Origin of the sequence: Kosakonia sp. WA-90 (assembly GCF_039871955.1) — a bacterium.
Classification (GTDB): domain Bacteria; phylum Pseudomonadota; class Gammaproteobacteria; order Enterobacterales; family Enterobacteriaceae; genus Kosakonia; species Kosakonia oryzendophytica.
The window spans coordinates 195,836-212,504 of record NZ_JBDPLJ010000003.1; the positions used below are offsets into that span (position 1 = coordinate 195,836).

The window sequence follows — 16,669 nt, forward strand, 5'->3', positions numbered from 1 at the left end:
GGAAGGCATTTTTCTTTGGGCGCTAAATCAGAACTTCGCTGTAGCGGTCGCGATAATCTTTCGGCGTGCTGTCGTACTCCTTGCGGAACACGGAATAGAAATACTGCAACGACGGGTAACCGCACATCTGTGAGATTTCGTTGATCGACAACGATGTCGATACCAGCAGACTGCGGGCTTTTTCCAGTTTCTCCGTATGAATCACCGCGTGAATCGTCTCGCCCACCTCTTCTTTAAAGCGCTTTTCCAGATTCGAACGCGAGATCCCTACCGCATCCAGCACCTGATCCACTTTAATGCCCTTACAGGCATGGTTGCGGATATAGTGCATTGCCTGGATCACGGCCGGATCGTTCAGTGAGCGGTAATCCGTGGAACGCCGCTCCACCACGCGCACCGGCGGTACCAGCAGGCGTTGTAGCGGCAGGGTTTCATTATCCAGCAGGCGGTGCAGCAGTTTCGCTGCCTGATACCCCATCTGCCGCGTGCCCTGCGCCACGGAAGAGAGGGCAACCCGGGAGAGATAGCGGGTGAGTTCTTCGTTATCAATACCAATGACGCACAGCTTTTCCGGCACCGGAATATGCAAATGGTCGCACACCTGCAGTACATGGCGTGCGCGCGCATCGGTTACTGCGATGATGCCGGTTTGCGGCGGCAGTGTTTGCAACCAGTCCGCCAGGCGGTTTTGCGCATGCTGCCAGTTTTCCGGTGCCGTGGTCAGCCCCTGGTACACCACGCCGCGGTATTTTTCCTGCGCCACCAGTTGGCAAAACGCGTACTCCCGTTCAGCAGCCCAGCGTTTACCGCTGGAGGCAGGGAGTCCGTAAAAGGCGAAGCGGTGCACGCCTTTTTCTTTCAGATGCAGGAATGCGCTTTCCACCAGCGCAAAGTTGTCGGTGGCGATGTAGTGCACCGGAGGATAATGTTCGGGGATGTGATAGGAGCCGCCGACGCCGACAATGGGGACATCGACATCCGCCAGCAGGCGCTCTATTTCTCGGTCGTCGTAATCGGCGATCACCCCGTCGCCAAGCCACTCTTTGATGTTTTCGATGCGGGCGCGGAAATCTTCTTCGATAAAGATATCCCACTCCGATTGCGACGCCTGCAAATATTCCCCAACGCCTTCAACCACCTGGCGGTCGTAGGCTTTGTTGGCATTGAATAACAGCGTGATGCGATGGCGTTTCTCAAACATGTCGATTCGCTTCCTGAAGATTCGTCAGTTCTGATTACCATATTCAGCACACTGCCGGATAAAAAAGATCCGGCAGTGTGATCGTCCCGGTATTCGTTGTACTCAGGCCCGACGTTTGGTGGCGGAATCCATCCATACCGCCAGCAGTAATATCGCTCCCTTCACGATGTATTGCCAGAAGGTAGGCACGTCCATCATGCTCATGCCGTTATCCAGTGAGGCCATAATAAACGCCCCCATTACCGCACCCGCTACGCTGCCGATCCCGCCCGCCAGGCTGGTGCCGCCAATCACGCAGGCGGCGATGGCGTCCAGTTCGGCGATATTCCCCGCAGAGGGTGAACCCGCGCCGAGGCGCGAGCTCAGGATCAACCCGGCAATCGCCACCATCAAACCGTTAATGGCAAACACCGCCAGTTTGGTGCGTTCCACATTGATACCGGAAAGGCGCGCCGCTTCCAGGTTGCCACCGATGGCGTAAATACGCCGACCAAAGGCGGTGCGGGTAGCCATAAACATCCCGGCCAGCAGCAGGAAAGCCAGCAGCAGAACCGGCGTCGGGACACCACGGTAGTCATTCAACAACCAAATGGCACCAAGCACAATGACCGCAATAATGGCCTGACGGCCAACGGCGGCGGTGGAGGCAGGTGTTGTCAGGCCGAGAGATTGCCGACGAAGGCGCCCACGCCATTGCCACAGCACAAAGACAACCAGCCCCAGTAAGCCGACACCAAAACCGACGCCATCAGGCAAATAGCTCTGACCGATCTGCGACATCGCTGCGCTGGTGGGGGAAACGGTGGTCCCGTTGGTGATGCCGATCAGCACGCCGCGAAATGCCAGCATCCCGGCGAGCGTGACAATGAACGACGGGACTTTGCGGTATGCCACCCACCAACCATTCCATGCTCCCAGCAATAAACCGAGCACCAGGGTGACCGCCACGGTCAACGGCAGCGGCCAGCCGAGCCAGACATCAAAAATCGCTGCGGCGCCCCCCAGTAGGCCCATCATCGAGCCAACGGAAAGGTCGATTTCGGCGGAAATAATCACAAACACCATGCCCACCGCCAGGATGCCGGTAATGGCGGTCTGACGCAGCAGGTTAGAGATATTGCGCGCGCTCAGGTAAGCACCATCGGTCATGCCGGTAAAGAACAGCATGATTACCACAATCGCCGCAATCATTACAAAGACTTGCAAATTCAGGGATTTTAGCCCGGAGAAGACTCCCGGCGATGCGCTGGATAACTTGATTTCAGACGGGTTGCTTTTCGACATGATGTTCGCTCCTCAGCGCCGCTTCCATGACCTGCTCCTGGGTCAGATTACGATTGATAAGATCGGCCTTTAGCTTGCCTTCGTGCATCACCAGCACCCGATCGCTTAGCCCAAGCACTTCGGGCAGCTCAGATGAGATAACGATGACGGCAATCCCCTGCTGCACCAGTTGGTTAATCAGTTTGTAGATCTCGTACTTCGCGCCGATGTCGATGCCGCGCGTTGGCTCATCAAGGATGAGAATGCGTGGGTTGAGCAACAGACAGCGGGCAAGAATGGCTTTTTGCTGGTTCCCCCCACTGAGGCGACCAATCGCCAGCTCTGGTGAGGAGGTTTTGACTTTCAGACGTTGTAAGGACTGCAAAATGCACGCTTGTTCTGCGGCATCATCCAGGCTGCTCAACGCACCGGTGAACTGGTTTAAGGCCGCCAGCGTAATGTTCTTGCCGACCGCCATCACCGGCACAATGCCATCTTTTTTACGATCTTCCGGCACCATGGCGATACCGTGGGCGATAGCCTGCTGGCAGTTAGAAATCTGTACCGGCTGGCCGTCGAGGTAAATGGTGCCTTCCCAGCGACCGGGCCAGACGCCAAATAAGCACTGCACCGCTTCGGTTCGGCCTGCACCAACCAGCCCGGCGATACCGAGAATTTCGCCACGCTTCAGGCTAAAGGAGATGTCGTTGACACGTTTGATATGGCGGTTAACCGGATGCCAGGCGGTGAGATGTTCGACCCGCAGGATCTCATCCCCTGTGGTATGCGGTTCATTGGGATACAGCGCGGTCAGTTCACGACCAACCATCATGGTAATGATATCGTCTTCACTCATCCCGGCTGCGTCGCGCGTGCCGATGTGCAGACCGTCGCGAATGACGGTGATCACATCCGATATCGCTTTTACCTCGTTGAGCTTGTGGGAAATATAGATGCAGGCGATATCGTGATTGCGCAGATCGCGGATGATATCCAGTAGGATGGCGGTTTCCTGCTCAGTGAGCGAAGCGGTGGGCTCGTCGAGGATCAGCAACCGCACCTGCTTGTTCAGCGCCTTCGCGATTTCCACCAGTTGCTGTTGCCCAAGACCCAAATCTCCCACGCGGGTATCAGGCGAAATGGCAAGGCTGACCTGTTTGAGCAGTTTTTCACAGCGTAGCGTCATCTGGTCATAGTCCATTACGCCGTTACGGGTGATTTCTGTACCGAGAAAGATATTCTCCAGTACCGTCAGATGTTTCACCAGCGCCAGTTCCTGATGGATGATGGCAATGCCTTTGCGCTCGGTATCGCGAATATGGGTGGCTTGCAGGGTTTCGCCCGAAAAGACGATCTCCCCTTCGTAGCTTCCCACCGGATAGATCCCGCACAGCACTTTCATGAGTGTGGATTTGCCCGACCCATTTTCGCCGCACAGCGACAGCACCTCGCCCGCATTAAGCCGCAGGCTGACATTATCGATGGCTTTTACCGCGCCAAAGGCTTTGGTGATGTTCTTCATTTCGAGTAAATAAGGCATGGCTGCTCCACGTCATTCGCTGGTATTACAGCGCCCGAAAGAAATGGCGGAGGGCGCGCCTGTCAAAGGAAACGGCGCGCCACCGTGGTCAGAGCTGATTCTTCTGATGGAAACCGTCTTTGATAACGGTCGCGTCGATGTTGTCTTTGGTCACCTCAATGGGTGTCAGCAGGCGAGCCGGAACATCTTTCAGGCCGTTATTCAGCGAAGCATCCGCCTTCGGTTGTTTGCCATTGCCCAGTTCGACGGCGATCTCTGCCGCCGTGTTGGCAAGCTGGGTGATCGGTTTGTAGACGGTCATGGTCTGGCTACCGTTAATCAGGCGTTTCACCCCGGCAAGATCGGCATCCTGGCCAGAGATCGCCACTTTGCCCGCCAGCCCTTGTGCGCTTAATGCCTGAATCGCGCCACCTGCGGTCGCGTCGTTAGACGCCACCACCGCGTCTATTTTGTTGTTATTGGCGGTCAATGCGTTTTCCATTATTTTCAGCGCATTTTCCGGTAGCCATCCATCGACCCACTGATCGCCAACAATTTTAATTTTCCCGCTGTCGATATAGGGTTTTAATACTTTCATCTGCCCGGCGCGGAACAGTTTGGCGTTATTATCCACCGGCGAACCGCCCATCAGGAAGTAATTCCCCTGTGGGACTTTACTGACCAGGCTTTGCGCCTGTAATTCCCCCACTTTTTCATTATCGAAAGAAATATAGAAGTCGATGTCGGCATTATTAATCATGCGATCATAAGCCAGTACTTTAATTCCTTCCTGTTTGGCTTCTTTCACGACATTACTTAATACCTGGCCGTTGTAAGGAATAATGACCAGCACATCAACGCCACGGTTGATCATATTTTCAATTTGCGACATTTGTGTTTCTTCATTACCGTTGGCGGACTGAACAAACACATTGGCGCCGAGCGATTCTGCTTTTTTTACAAAAATATCGCGATCTTTTTGCCAGCGTTCCAGACGGAGATCGTCAATTGCCATGCCGATTTTCACCTCTTTGGCATGACTGGCGACGCTTGCAAGCAGCAGGGAGGCGCAGAGAGTAAGGCAAAGGTTCTTTATCTTCATAATAGTAATACCTTTTGTAGGGTGGTGAGCGAGATAAAAGAAACATGCACTGCTTTGGACGAGCAAATTCTTCACGCATAATCTCAGGCTGGCAATTACAGATTTTTATCCGGGCATTACGTTTTTTGGTTTATTTCTGGATTTATGACCACGATCTTATTTTAAAAAATGCAAAACCGATTTTGCATAAAAAACGGGAATGCGCAGCGCAGCGGTAACACACATTATTTTGCGAGCCAGCGCACGTTTGAGCATTCTCTCAATGGCAGTGTGAAATAACGTAATTGAGCAACGCAGCATGAGGACCCAGTATTAATGCAGACTTGAACACTCGAAGCATATCTGTCAATGGAGCTCATTATGCAAACCTATTTCGACCAGCTGGATCGCGTTCGTTATGAAGGCCCGAAAACAGCTAATCCTTTAGCGTTCCGTCATTACAATCCGGATGAGTTAGTACTTGGCAAGCGTATGGAAGATCACTTGCGCTTTGCTGCCTGCTACTGGCATACCTTCTGCTGGAATGGCGCGGATATGTTTGGTGTTGGCTCTTTTGACCGCCCGTGGCAACAGCCGGGTGAGGCACTGGCGCAGGCGAAGCGCAAAGCAGATGTTGCTTTTGAGTTTTTCCACAAGCTGAATGTGCCTTACTACTGCTTCCATGATGTGGACGTCTCCCCCGAAGGCGCGTCCCTGAAGGAGTACCTGAACAATTTCGCGCAAATGGTGGATGTGCTGGGTGAAAAACAGCAACAAAGCGGCGTAAAACTGCTGTGGGGCACAGCGAACTGCTTCACCAATCCGCGCTATGGTGCAGGGGCGGCGACTAACCCGGATCCTGAAGTGTTTAGCTGGGCGGCGACACAAGTGGTGAGCGCCATGAATGCGACCCATAAGCTCGGTGGCGAAAACTACGTGCTGTGGGGCGGTCGTGAAGGGTATGAAACCCTACTCAATACCGATCTGCGTCAGGAACGCGAACAGATTGGTCGCTTCATGCATATGGTGGTCGAGCATAAACACAAAATCGGCTTCCGCGGTACGCTGCTTATTGAGCCGAAACCGCAGGAACCGACCAAGCATCAGTATGATTATGACGCCGCGACGGTGTATGGCTTCCTGAAACAGTTTGGTCTGGAAAAAGAGATTAAACTCAATATCGAGGCTAACCATGCCACGCTGGCGGGCCATTCCTTCCACCATGAAATCGCTACTGCCATTGCGCTGGGGCTGTTTGGCTCTGTGGATGCTAACCGCGGTGATGCGCAACTGGGCTGGGATACCGACCAGTTCCCGAACAGCGTCGAAGAGAACGCGCTGGTGATGTATGAAATCCTGAAAGCGGGCGGCTTCACCACCGGCGGGTTGAACTTCGATGCCAAAGTACGACGTCAGAGTACCGATAAATACGATCTCTTCTACGGTCATATCGGCGCGATGGATACGATGGCACTGGCGTTGAAAGTGGCGGCGCGGATGGTGGAAGACGGTGAGCTGGATAAACGCGTTGCGAAGCGTTATGCGGGCTGGAATGGTGAACTGGGCCAGCAAATTTTGCAGGGGCAGCTTAGCCTGGCGGAACTGGCGAAGTACGCTGAGCAGCAGAACCTGGCACCGCGCCATCAGAGCGGTCATCAGGAACAGCTGGAAAACCTGGTCAATTACTACCTGTTCGATAAATAACCGGCGCTGCGCCGCAGACAACGCGGCGCAGAACAAAAGGAGTGGTCACTATGTATATCGGGATCGATCTCGGCACCTCTGGCGTGAAGGCGATTCTGTTAAGCGAGCAGGGCGATGTGCTGGCCTCCCATACGGAAAAACTCAGCGTCTCGCGTCCGCATCCTCTTTGGTCGGAGCAGGATCCCGAACAGTGGTGGCAGGCAACGGACCGCGCGATTCAGGCGCTTGGCGCGGCGCACTCGCTGGCGCAGGTGAAAGCCATCGGTCTTGCCGGGCAGATGCACGGCGCAACGCTGCTGGATAGCGAAAACCGTGTACTGCGCCCGGCCATTTTGTGGAACGATGGTCGCTGCGGTGAAGAGTGCGCTTTACTGGAAGCGCAGGTAAAAAATTCCCGCACCATTACCGGCAATCTGATGATGCCGGGTTTTACCGCGCCCAAGCTGCTATGGGTGCAGCGCCATGAACCCGATATCTTTGCCAGGGTGGCGAAGGTCTTACTGCCAAAAGATTACCTGCGCTTGCGTATGGCTGGCGTGTTTGCCAGCGATATGTCCGATGCAGCGGGAACGATGTGGCTGGATGTGGCGAAGCGTGACTGGAGCGATGAGATGCTCGCCGCCTGTCATTTATCTCGCGCGCAAATGCCTGCGTTGTTTGAAGGCTGCGAAATCACCGGTGAACTGTTGCCGGAGGTCGCACGGCGCTGGGCCATGCCGGTTGTGCCGGTTGTGGCGGGCGGTGGCGATAATGCCGCAGGCGCGGTGGGTGTGGGTATGGCGGATGCCGGTCAGGCGATGCTGTCGCTCGGCACCTCCGGCGTCTATTTTGCCGTGAGCGAAGGTTTCCTCAGTAAACCGGAAAGCGCGGTTCACAGTTTTTGTCATGCCCTTCCGGGGCGCTGGCACCTGATGTCGGTGATGCTGAGTGCGGCATCCTGCCTGGATTGGGCGGCGAAGTTAACGGGGTTAGGCTCGGTGCCGGCGCTGATTAGCGCGGCGGAACAGGCTGACGACAATGCTGGCGATTTATGGTTCTTACCGTACCTTTCCGGGGAACGCACCCCGCATAATAACCCGCAGGCGAAAGGCGTATTCTTTGGCCTGACGCACCAGCATGGCCAAGGTGAACTGGCCCGTGCGGTGCTGGAAGGGGTCGGGTATGCGCTGGCGGATGGCATGGATGTGGTGCACTCCTGTGGCGTAACGCCGCAAAGCATTACGCTTATCGGCGGCGGCGCACGTAGCGCCTGGTGGCGGCAAATGTTGGCAGATATCAGTGGGTTGCAGCTTGATTATCGCACCGGGGGGGATGTCGGCCCGGCGCTGGGGGCGGCAAAACTGGCGCAAATCGCCATTCACCCGCACACGCCGCTGGCAACGCTTCTGCCGCAGCTTCCCATTGAACAGCAACACACGCCGGATGCCGCGCGTCATGCCCACTATGCTTCACGACGGGAGACCTTCCGGCGCATCTATCAGCAACTGCTGCCCTTAATGTCATAGCTTCTGAGCCCGCCGTTATGGTGGGCCTGAATCAGCATAACGTTGTCCTTTTTTGGTATTCGCAGACAGGCAACTCCTTGCCAGAATGGTGTTACACCCACTGAGCAAGGAGTCCTGAAATGTCACGCACCGCCCTTATCAACATCGACACTCAGCAATCTTTTTTCCACCGCGACTACTGGCAGGAGAGTGATTACCCTGCTTTTCAGCAAGCCATTCTGGCGCTGATCGATGGCTGCCAGGCGCGGGGTGTCCCGGTAGTGGATATTTTCCATGTGTCCGACAGTGGCCCGTTTTCTCTCGACAGTGGTTTTGTGGCGCCGATGCCATTTTTACAGCACCAGCCAGCAGTCACTTTCTACAAACATGTGCATAATGCGTTCACTGACACCGGCCTGGATCACTGGCTGCGTACGCGCGATATCAATCACTTGATTATCTGCGGGATCCGCACCGAGCAGTGCTGCGAAACCACCGCGCGTGTGGCGTCGGATCTGGGTTATCGCGTGACGTTCGTCAGCGAAGCGACGCTGACCTTCCCGATGACGCATAAAGGCATTACGCTTGACTGTAACGCGCTGCGTCACCGCACGGAAACCGTGCTGGAAGGCCGCTTTGCTGCCATTAAAACTGTTCACGAAATACTGGAACGCTGATGACCACTGATGTCTGGTTTGTCATGTTGCCCGGCGTACTGGCGCTGGATATGAGCGGCCCGGCGGAGACCTTTGCGCTGGCGGACGCGTTTCGCCTGCACTACATCGGGCCGGAAACAGAGGTGCCAACCTCCATTGGACTGACGATGGGCAATATTGCGCCACTGCCGGAGACGCTACCGGAAGGAAGCCTGTTGGTGCTGCCGGGGGTGTTCGACTCCTCGCGTTTCTTCGATACCCCGCAGGCAAACCTGGTTCTCCACTGGTTGATGCGCATACAACCGCTGATCCACAGTCAGAAAATTACCTTGATGTGCGTCTGTTCCGGTTCCGTGTTGGCGGCAAAAGCCGGGCTGTTGAATGGCATTCAGTGCACCACTCACCATGATGTGGTTGCGCGTCTGCGTGCGATTGCTCCCGCCGCCCAGGTCAAAGAAAATCGTATTTTCATTGAAGATCGCAGCATCTGGACCAGCGCGGGCATTACATCGGGTATCGATCTGGCGTTGCATCTGATTAACCGACTCAGCGGGCCGGAAGCGGCGCTGGCGGTGGCGCGGGAAATGGTGGTCTGGTTTCGCCGCTCCGGTGACGATCCGCAGATTTCACCGTGGCTGCGATACCGCAACCACCTGCATCCGGCTATCCACCGGGCGCAGGATGCGTTGACGGCTGAGCCACAGCGGGCGTGGCAACTGGCTGAGATCGCCGAGCGGGCGCATGTCAGTCCACGCCATTTAACGCGCTTGTTTCAGCAGCATCTGGGGATCAGCGTACGCGACTATCTGGAGCAGCTCAGGCTGGTCATTGCCGAACAGTGGCTGTTGCAGGGGCATGGCGCGGAGCAAGCGGCGCAGGCGGCCGGGTTTTCCTCTCCGCGCCAGTTACACCGTGCGCGGGCGCGGGGGCTTAACTAACCAAACGGCGTCTGTCGATACGCTGTACCAGCATTGAGAGTGCGAGACTCGCCAGAAGCGTGGCGGCGAAGATCCAGACAATATCGAGCAGCGGCCAGCGTTGCAGCTCAATACCACGGGTGCGTAGTGCGTGGATAATCAGTGCATGAAAGCCGTAAATCCCCAGCGAATGATGCGAAATGAGCGTTAAACCAGGTAACGTACGGCTGTTCAGCGTATTTTTGACCACTGTAAACAGGGCGACAGCGCACAGAAACACCATCGGGCCACAGTAGAGATACCAGGTGTCGGCGAAATTCCCGCGCCATTTCAGCTCGTGTAGCGTTCCGCGTGAAATCACCCACACCGCCAGGACGAACAGGGCTGCACTGGCCCAGGTGAACACGCGTTGTTGCGTATGCATCATGCCAATCGCTCGCCCCAACATACCGTAGAGGATGTAATAGAAGGTGTCGCCGCCGATGTAAAGATTGATCGGCAACCACTGAAACCCGTCGACTTTCTGCGCCACAGTATTGGGGTTCGCCACAATACCTAGCACTACCACCAGCGCCAGCAACATTCCACCGCTGACGGCTTTCACCTGAATCAGTGGTGAAACGAGATACATCACGATAATCGCGAAGAAAAACCACAGGTGATAAAACACCGGCTTTTGCAGCAGGTACTTCAACGATAACTCACTGTTAATCGACGTGAAAAGCACGATATAGAGCAGCGCGATAGCACTGTAGAACAGCAGGCAGAGTGCGATGCGTAAGAAGTGGCGCGGCTGTGCGCTGCGTTCACCGAAAAAGAGATAGCCGGAGATCATAAAAAACAGCGGTACGCTAACACGAGAAGCCGAGTTCAGGAGGTTGGCGATACCCCAGTCGAAGGGCGTTACACTGCCAGGGTTGGTGATGTACCAGGTGGTGGTATGGATCATCACCACCATCAGACAGGCTATCCCTCGCAGATTATCTATCCAGTAAATTTTCGACTGCATCTGTTCCTCTGGTTCCGTTAAATACTCTCTGACTCGCGGTTGTTTCGCCTGTCCCGTTGGATAATTCTGAGTTTTCCCGTTAGCGCTTGTGCAGTTTTCCACTGATTTGCAAAAATTGTGTTTCCTGACCTTTAAAAATAACAGCCTGCGAACAGAGCGGTGATAAAAATGATGAAGCGTTTTGCCCCGGTACTCATGCTGCTGTTAGTCGGATGCAGCGCATCCCAGGATATTCCCGCTCAAAAAGCGCAAAAAGCGAAGCCAGGTCCATTGCACTCGCTGGAAATGGAACAACTGTGCCGGCAAAATGCCGCGCATCGCTATAACACCGTCGCGCAGCAGATTGATGTGACCGGTTTTGAACAATTTCAGGGCAGCTATGAGATGCGCGGTGTAACGCCCCGTCGTGAAGCGTTTGTCTGCGCTTTTGATTCGGAAGGCCAATTTTTACACCTTTCGATGCGCTAATCAGCCAGGCCACGGCTTTATCCTCCCCGTTTTGCCCAATTTTCCTTAAACAGGTCCGTTTCGTACTGTATATCTTGCAGCCAGCGGGTATACTGGGCGCTTCCTTTAAATCCACACGTATCCAGCACGAAATAATATGCAAAAGTTTGATACCAGGACCTTTCAGGGCCTGATCCTGACCTTACAGGATTACTGGGCTCGCCAGGGCTGCACCATTGTTCAACCTCTGGACATGGAAGTCGGCGCCGGCACCTCCCACCCGATGACCTGTCTGCGCGCATTAGGGCCAGAACCTATGGCTACCGCGTATGTGCAACCTTCCCGCCGTCCGACTGACGGGCGCTACGGCGAAAACCCGAACCGCTTACAGCACTATTACCAGTTCCAGGTAGTGATTAAACCTTCCCCGGACAACATCCAGGAACTGTATCTCGGGTCGTTGAAAGAGCTGGGTATGGACCCGACCATTCACGATATTCGCTTCGTGGAAGATAACTGGGAAAACCCGACGCTGGGCGCCTGGGGACTGGGCTGGGAAGTGTGGCTCAACGGCATGGAAGTGACGCAGTTCACTTACTTCCAGCAGGTTGGCGGTCTTGAGTGCAAACCGGTTACCGGCGAAATTACCTACGGTCTGGAACGTCTGGCGATGTACATTCAGGGTGTCGACAGCGTTTATGACCTCGTCTGGAGCGACGGCCCGCTGGGTAAAACCACCTACGGCGACGTGTTCCATCAGAACGAAGTGGAGCAGTCCACTTACAACTTCGAATATGCGGATGTCGACTTCCTGTTCACCTGCTTTGAGCAATATGAAAAGGAAGCACAGCAACTGCTGGCACTGGAAAACCCGCTGCCTCTGCCTGCTTACGAACGCATTCTGAAAGCCGCCCATAGCTTCAACCTGCTGGATGCGCGTAAAGCCATCTCCGTGACGGAACGTCAGCGCTACATTTTGCGCATCCGCACGCTGACCAAAGCAGTGGCTGAAGCGTATTACGCTTCCCGTGAAGCCCTTGGCTTCCCGATGTGCAACAGAAACAAATAAGAGGCGGCCATGTCTGAAAAAACTTTCCTGGTGGAAATCGGCACCGAAGAGCTGCCACCAAAAGCACTGCGCAGCCTGGCCGAGTCCTTCGCTGCCAACTTTACTGCGGAACTGGATGCAGCGGGCGTTGCGCACGGTGATATCCAGTGGTTTGCTGCGCCGCGCCGTCTGGCGCTGAAAGTGGCGAAACTGGCTGCGTCGCAGCCGGATCGCGAAGTCGAAAAACGCGGCCCGGCGATTGCACAAGCATTTGATGCTGAAGGTAAACCGAGCAAAGCCGCCGAAGGCTGGGCTCGCGGTTGTGGCATTACGGTTGATCAGGCCGAGCGTCTGAGCACCGACAAAGGCGAATGGTTGCTCTATCGCGCGCATGTTAAGGGTGAAAGCGTGGAAACGCTGCTGCCGAACATGGTGGCAACCTCCCTTGGCAAACTGCCGATCCCGAAACTGATGCGCTGGGGCGCGTCTGATGTTCACTTCGTGCGTCCGGTACATACCGTGACTCTGCTGTTGGGCGACACCGTAGTACCGGCGACGATTCTGGGCATTGCCTCCGATCGCGTGATCCGTGGTCATCGCTTTATGGGCGAGCCGGAGTTCACCATCGATAACGCCGATCAGTATCCGCACATTCTGCTGGAGCGTGGCAAAGTCGTTGCTGACTACGCGGCGCGTAAAGCCAAAATCAAAGCGGATGCCGAAGAAGCGGCGCGTAAAATCGGTGGTAATGCCGATCTGAGCGACAGCCTGCTGGAAGAAGTCACTTCGCTGGTGGAGTGGCCGGTGGTGCTGACCGCGAAATTCGAAGAGAAATTCCTCGCCGTTCCGGCGGAAGCGCTGGTTTATACCATGAAGGGCGACCAGAAGTACTTCCCGGTTTATGGTAACGACGGCAAGTTGCTGCCTAACTTTATCTTTGTGGCCAACATTGAGTCGAAAGATCCGCAGCAGATTATCTCCGGTAACGAGAAAGTGGTGCGCCCGCGTCTGGCGGATGCCGAGTTCTTCTTCAATACCGACCGCAAAAAACGTCTTGAAGATCATTTGCCGCGTCTGCAAACCGTGCTGTTCCAGCAGCAACTGGGTACGCTGCGCGACAAGACCGATCGTATTCAGGCGCTGGCGGGCTGGATTGCTGCACAGACGGGCGCTGATGTGAATCATGCCACCCGTGCGGGTCTGCTCTCCAAATGCGACCTGATGACCAACATGGTGTTTGAGTTTACTGACACCCAGGGCGTGATGGGCATGCACTATGCGCGTCATGATGGCGAAGCAGAAGATGTTGCCGTTGCGCTGAACGAGCAGTATCAGCCACGTTTTGCCGGTGATGAACTGCCGTCCAACCCGATTGCCTGTGCGCTGGCGATCGCCGATAAGATGGACACCCTGGCGGGTATTTTCGGTATCGGGCAGCATCCGAAAGGCGACAAAGACCCGTTCGCACTGCGCCGTGCTGCGCTGGGCGTACTGCGTATTATCGTTGAGAAAAACCTGGCGCTGGATCTGCAAACCCTGACCGAAGAAGCGGTGCGTCTGTATGGCGACAAGCTGACCAACGCCAACGTGGTCGATGATGTGATCGACTTTATGCTGGGTCGTTTCCGCGCCTGGTATCAGGACGAAGGCTACAGCGTTGATACCATTCAGGCTGTGCTGGCGCGTCGTCCGACCAAACCGGCGGACTTCGATGCGCGCATGAAAGCGGTGTCCCATTTCCGTACGCTGGAAGAAGCTGCTGCGCTGGCCGCTGCCAACAAGCGTGTGTCCAACATTCTGGCGAAGTCCGATGAAACGCTGAACGATACTGTTCACGCATCGGTACTGAAAGAAGCGGCGGAAATCAAGCTGGCGGGCAACCTGGTCGTTCTGCGCGATAAACTGCAACCGTACTTTGCGCAAGGCTGTTATCAGGAAGCGCTGATCGAACTGGCGGCACTGCGCGAGCCGGTGGATGAGTTCTTTGAGCAGGTGATGGTTAACGCCGAGGATAAAGACGTGCGTATCAACCGCCTGACACTGCTGGCGAAGTTACGCGAATTGTTCCTGCAGGTTGCGGATATTTCTCTGCTGCAGTAACGATAGCTGTCATAAAAAACCCGCTTCTGGCGGGTTTTTTTTTGCTGCCGATTCAGGCATGAGGCGGGATTTCCCCTCCCGTCACGCGGGCGTACGGAGAGAACTTTCTGAAGGTCGTTTTGACGCGCACGGTATTGCGTCCGGCGCGTTTCGCTGCGTACAACGCGTTATCTGCGCTCTGGATCAACTGGCCATATTCCGCGTGATTTTTCTGGCAATGACTGGCAACGCCGATGCTGACGCTGACGATGCCGTCGGGCGCATTAGCATGGGGTAAGTCCAGTTGCTGTACGCTGGTGCGCAGTTTCTCAGCGATCTCCACCGCGTCGGCTGAGCGAGTTTCCGGCAACAGTGCACAGAACTCTTCACCGCCGTAGCGGAACAAGATATCGCACGGGTTTTGCAGCGCACCGCGCATGGCATTCGCGACTTTTTGCAGGCACTCGTCGCCGCGCTGGTGACCATAACAGTCGTTGTACAGTTTGAAGAAGTCGACATCAATCAACAGCAGCGATAACGACTTGTTATTGCGTTTGCTGGCCCGCCATTCTCGCTCAATGCAGAGATCGAAATAGCGCCTGTTACCCACACCGGTCAGGCCATCAGACAGGGATTGCGCCAACAGTTCGTGCGCCTGATCGCGTAGCAGGGATTCACGGCGAACAGCGGCACTGACATCAACAATCTGAATCAGGCAGTAGCGCTCTTCATCGCCCAACGGAACAATGGTGATGGCCTGACTCAGGCGCGCGCCCGGTCGGGCAGGTTCGGCATAGAGCGGGAAAGGTGAACGGTGCAAAGATTGAGAAAGCAGTGAAGATAAATTGTGACTGATCGCCTGACGGATAGCATCACCGACGCGGTGATATTCTAAGTCCGGGAATACACTAAAAAAATCCTCGCCGGTGGTGTCACTGGCTGCATAACCCGTGTGCGCTTCTAACCACGCATTCCACTGGGTAATACGATAGTGTGCATCCACGATGATCACACCGAGGCTGAGGGCTGAAAATGCATCCAACAACAACTTATCTTTCATGATCATTACATTCCGTCTGGAACACTGCCGGATTCTAAACGGCTGATATAAAGCCGGATTTGCTCGCGTAAGTCACGCAACGCAGACATATCAAGAATAAACGCCAGATACCCCTGGATTTGCTGCCGCTCGAGTGAAAAATCGATGCGTAGCATCATGACCAGCGGATCGCTGTCATCCTTATTCGGGTTGAGGATCTGCTTGCTGCTGCCAACCCGCACGACGGGCAGAGATCCTTGCAGCTCTTGCTGGAACATGTTGGCCAGCGTCCCCACACAGGCATTGAGCACGATATTGCCTATCTCGCTCATGGCTTCACGTTCCATCTCCCCCAATTCATGGGCCGGGATCATGTCGCCTACCATCATGCGCACGATTTCAAAACTGGCCTCTTCAGGGAACATCAGAATCGCTTCAGTGGCGTACGCACCCTCATAATGCTGGCTGATGCCAAACAGCGATATTCCTGCACCCAACTCATCTGCGGCTTCAGAGCGAGGAGCGAAGCGGATTGTAGGAACAGACATGCGCACTTCTTCATTGACGATACTGCTCATCGCGGCGGCGGCGTGACCGACACCAATGTTGAAGATCTCCATCAGGCTGTCAGATTCGATTTCGCTGATATCCGGCAATTCGCTCATCACGGGGTCTCCAGGCTATTCAATAACTCATGGAGCTGAGGTTCTTTCAGCGGTTTTGACAGAAAACCGAGGCCGAGTTCTTCCGCAGCGGCTTGTATTGAGTGCTGAACGTTCGCCGTTAACAGAACAATGTGCGTTTCAGGGTGGGTTTTGCGAATGCGCGCTGCGGTTTCAATGCCGCCAATACCGGGCATATTCACATCCAGCAGGATTAACCAGGGATGATCCACCGACGCCAGTTCGATGGCCTCTTCACCGGTGCCAGCTTCATCAATTTTCCAGTCGCTATGCAGGTTCGTTATATATTGTCGGGAAATCATTCGTGACAGACGGCTGTCATCAACAATCAGAACATATCTGGACATCATTCATTCTCTTTAAATGGTCCATTGGCACAACCGCAGCGCAATGCACCGATCCTCTAGGGGGCTCTCTTCCCTGATGAATGACTTTGTTCGATCCAACAGGCTCACGCGTGCGGCATAAATTTTTGTCTGATCGTTTCCTTTCTGAAGCTGAGCATCTGGACAACACGCATGGCCTGCTGCTTTCAGTTA

The 16,669-nt window shown here is 55.0% G+C and carries 15 protein-coding genes; 7 read left to right on the forward strand and 8 right to left on the reverse strand.

Annotated features, from left to right (window positions below; translation table 11 throughout):
• Positions 1-22 precede the first annotated feature (22 nt).
• From xylR to xylF, 4 genes are all read right to left on the reverse strand, one after another.
• Positions 23-1,201 (reverse strand): D-xylose utilization transcriptional activator XylR, encoded by a 1,179-nt coding sequence (gene xylR / locus ABGA49_RS07420; protein WP_347665372.1) that lies wholly within the window; start codon positions 1,199-1,201, stop codon positions 23-25.
• A gap of 102 nt (positions 1,202-1,303) precedes the next feature.
• Entirely contained in the window at positions 1,304-2,485 is a 1,182-nt protein-coding gene (xylH, locus tag ABGA49_RS07425; protein WP_263098830.1) for a xylose ABC transporter permease XylH, read from the reverse strand.
• Positions 2,463-4,004: a xylose ABC transporter ATP-binding protein gene (locus ABGA49_RS07430; protein WP_061492543.1), complete on the reverse strand. Its 1,542-nt coding sequence runs from the start codon at positions 4,002-4,004 to the stop codon at positions 2,463-2,465. Before ABGA49_RS07430 ends, xylH begins: the two co-directional genes overlap by 23 nt.
• Positions 4,005-4,092: 88 nt before the next feature.
• A complete protein-coding gene (gene xylF, locus ABGA49_RS07435) occupies positions 4,093-5,085 on the reverse strand; it encodes a D-xylose ABC transporter substrate-binding protein (protein ID WP_061492544.1) in 993 nt (330 codons plus the stop codon).
• Between the two features lie 360 nt (positions 5,086-5,445).
• On the opposite strand from xylF, the gene xylA reads away from it, so the two are divergent.
• From xylA to ABGA49_RS07455, 4 genes are all read left to right on the forward strand, one after another.
• Positions 5,446-6,768: a xylose isomerase gene (gene xylA, locus ABGA49_RS07440; RefSeq protein WP_061492545.1), complete on the forward strand. Its 1,323-nt coding sequence runs from the start codon at positions 5,446-5,448 to the stop codon at positions 6,766-6,768.
• A gap of 50 nt (positions 6,769-6,818) precedes the next feature.
• The gene (xylB, locus tag ABGA49_RS07445) at positions 6,819-8,273 is read left to right on the forward strand and encodes a xylulokinase (protein WP_347665373.1); all 1,455 of its coding nucleotides are present in this window, start codon (positions 6,819-6,821) and stop codon (positions 8,271-8,273) included.
• 119 nt (positions 8,274-8,392) lie between these two features.
• Positions 8,393-8,929, forward strand: coding sequence for an isochorismatase family protein (locus ABGA49_RS07450; protein WP_061492547.1), 537 nt, complete (start codon positions 8,393-8,395; stop codon positions 8,927-8,929).
• A complete protein-coding gene (locus ABGA49_RS07455) occupies positions 8,929-9,846 on the forward strand; it encodes a helix-turn-helix domain-containing protein (protein WP_088238278.1) in 918 nt (305 codons plus the stop codon). The genes ABGA49_RS07450 and ABGA49_RS07455 overlap by 1 nt, the downstream gene beginning before the upstream one ends.
• On the opposite strand, the gene ABGA49_RS07460 is transcribed toward ABGA49_RS07455, so the two are convergent.
• Entirely contained in the window at positions 9,839-10,834 is a 996-nt protein-coding gene (locus ABGA49_RS07460) for an acyltransferase (RefSeq protein ID WP_347665374.1), read from the reverse strand. The genes ABGA49_RS07455 and ABGA49_RS07460 overlap by 8 nt on opposite strands.
• Before the next feature lie 168 nt (positions 10,835-11,002).
• Here ABGA49_RS07460 and ABGA49_RS07465 point away from each other — a divergent pair, with 168 nt between their 5' ends.
• The 3 genes from ABGA49_RS07465 to glyS all read left to right on the forward strand — a co-directional run bounded on the left by ABGA49_RS07465 (position 11,003) and on the right by glyS (position 14,429).
• A complete protein-coding gene (locus tag ABGA49_RS07465; protein ID WP_061492550.1) occupies positions 11,003-11,302 on the forward strand; it encodes a YsaB family lipoprotein in 300 nt (99 codons plus the stop codon).
• Between the two features lie 136 nt (positions 11,303-11,438).
• The gene (gene glyQ / locus ABGA49_RS07470; RefSeq protein ID WP_061492551.1) at positions 11,439-12,350 is read left to right on the forward strand and encodes a glycine--tRNA ligase subunit alpha; all 912 of its coding nucleotides are present in this window, start codon (positions 11,439-11,441) and stop codon (positions 12,348-12,350) included.
• Between the two features lie 9 nt (positions 12,351-12,359).
• Positions 12,360-14,429, forward strand: a complete 2,070-nt coding sequence (gene glyS / locus ABGA49_RS07475; protein ID WP_347665375.1) for a glycine--tRNA ligase subunit beta — start codon at positions 12,360-12,362, stop codon at positions 14,427-14,429.
• 52 nt (positions 14,430-14,481) lie between these two features.
• Here the strand turns inward: glyS and ABGA49_RS07480 are convergent, their stop codons facing one another.
• From ABGA49_RS07480 to ABGA49_RS07490, 3 genes are read right to left on the reverse strand one after another with little or no spacing between them, the layout of a single operon-like run.
• On the reverse strand, positions 14,482-15,468 hold the full coding sequence (locus tag ABGA49_RS07480) for a sensor domain-containing diguanylate cyclase (protein ID WP_061499688.1): 987 nt from the start codon (positions 15,466-15,468) through the stop codon (positions 14,482-14,484).
• 5 nt (positions 15,469-15,473) lie between these two features.
• Positions 15,474-16,112 (reverse strand): chemotaxis protein CheC, encoded by a 639-nt coding sequence (locus ABGA49_RS07485; RefSeq protein ID WP_061492553.1) that lies wholly within the window; start codon positions 16,110-16,112, stop codon positions 15,474-15,476.
• Positions 16,112-16,480: a response regulator gene (locus tag ABGA49_RS07490; RefSeq protein WP_088238282.1), complete on the reverse strand. Its 369-nt coding sequence runs from the start codon at positions 16,478-16,480 to the stop codon at positions 16,112-16,114. Before ABGA49_RS07490 ends, ABGA49_RS07485 begins: the two co-directional genes overlap by 1 nt.
• Between the last annotated feature and the right edge of the window lie 189 nt (positions 16,481-16,669).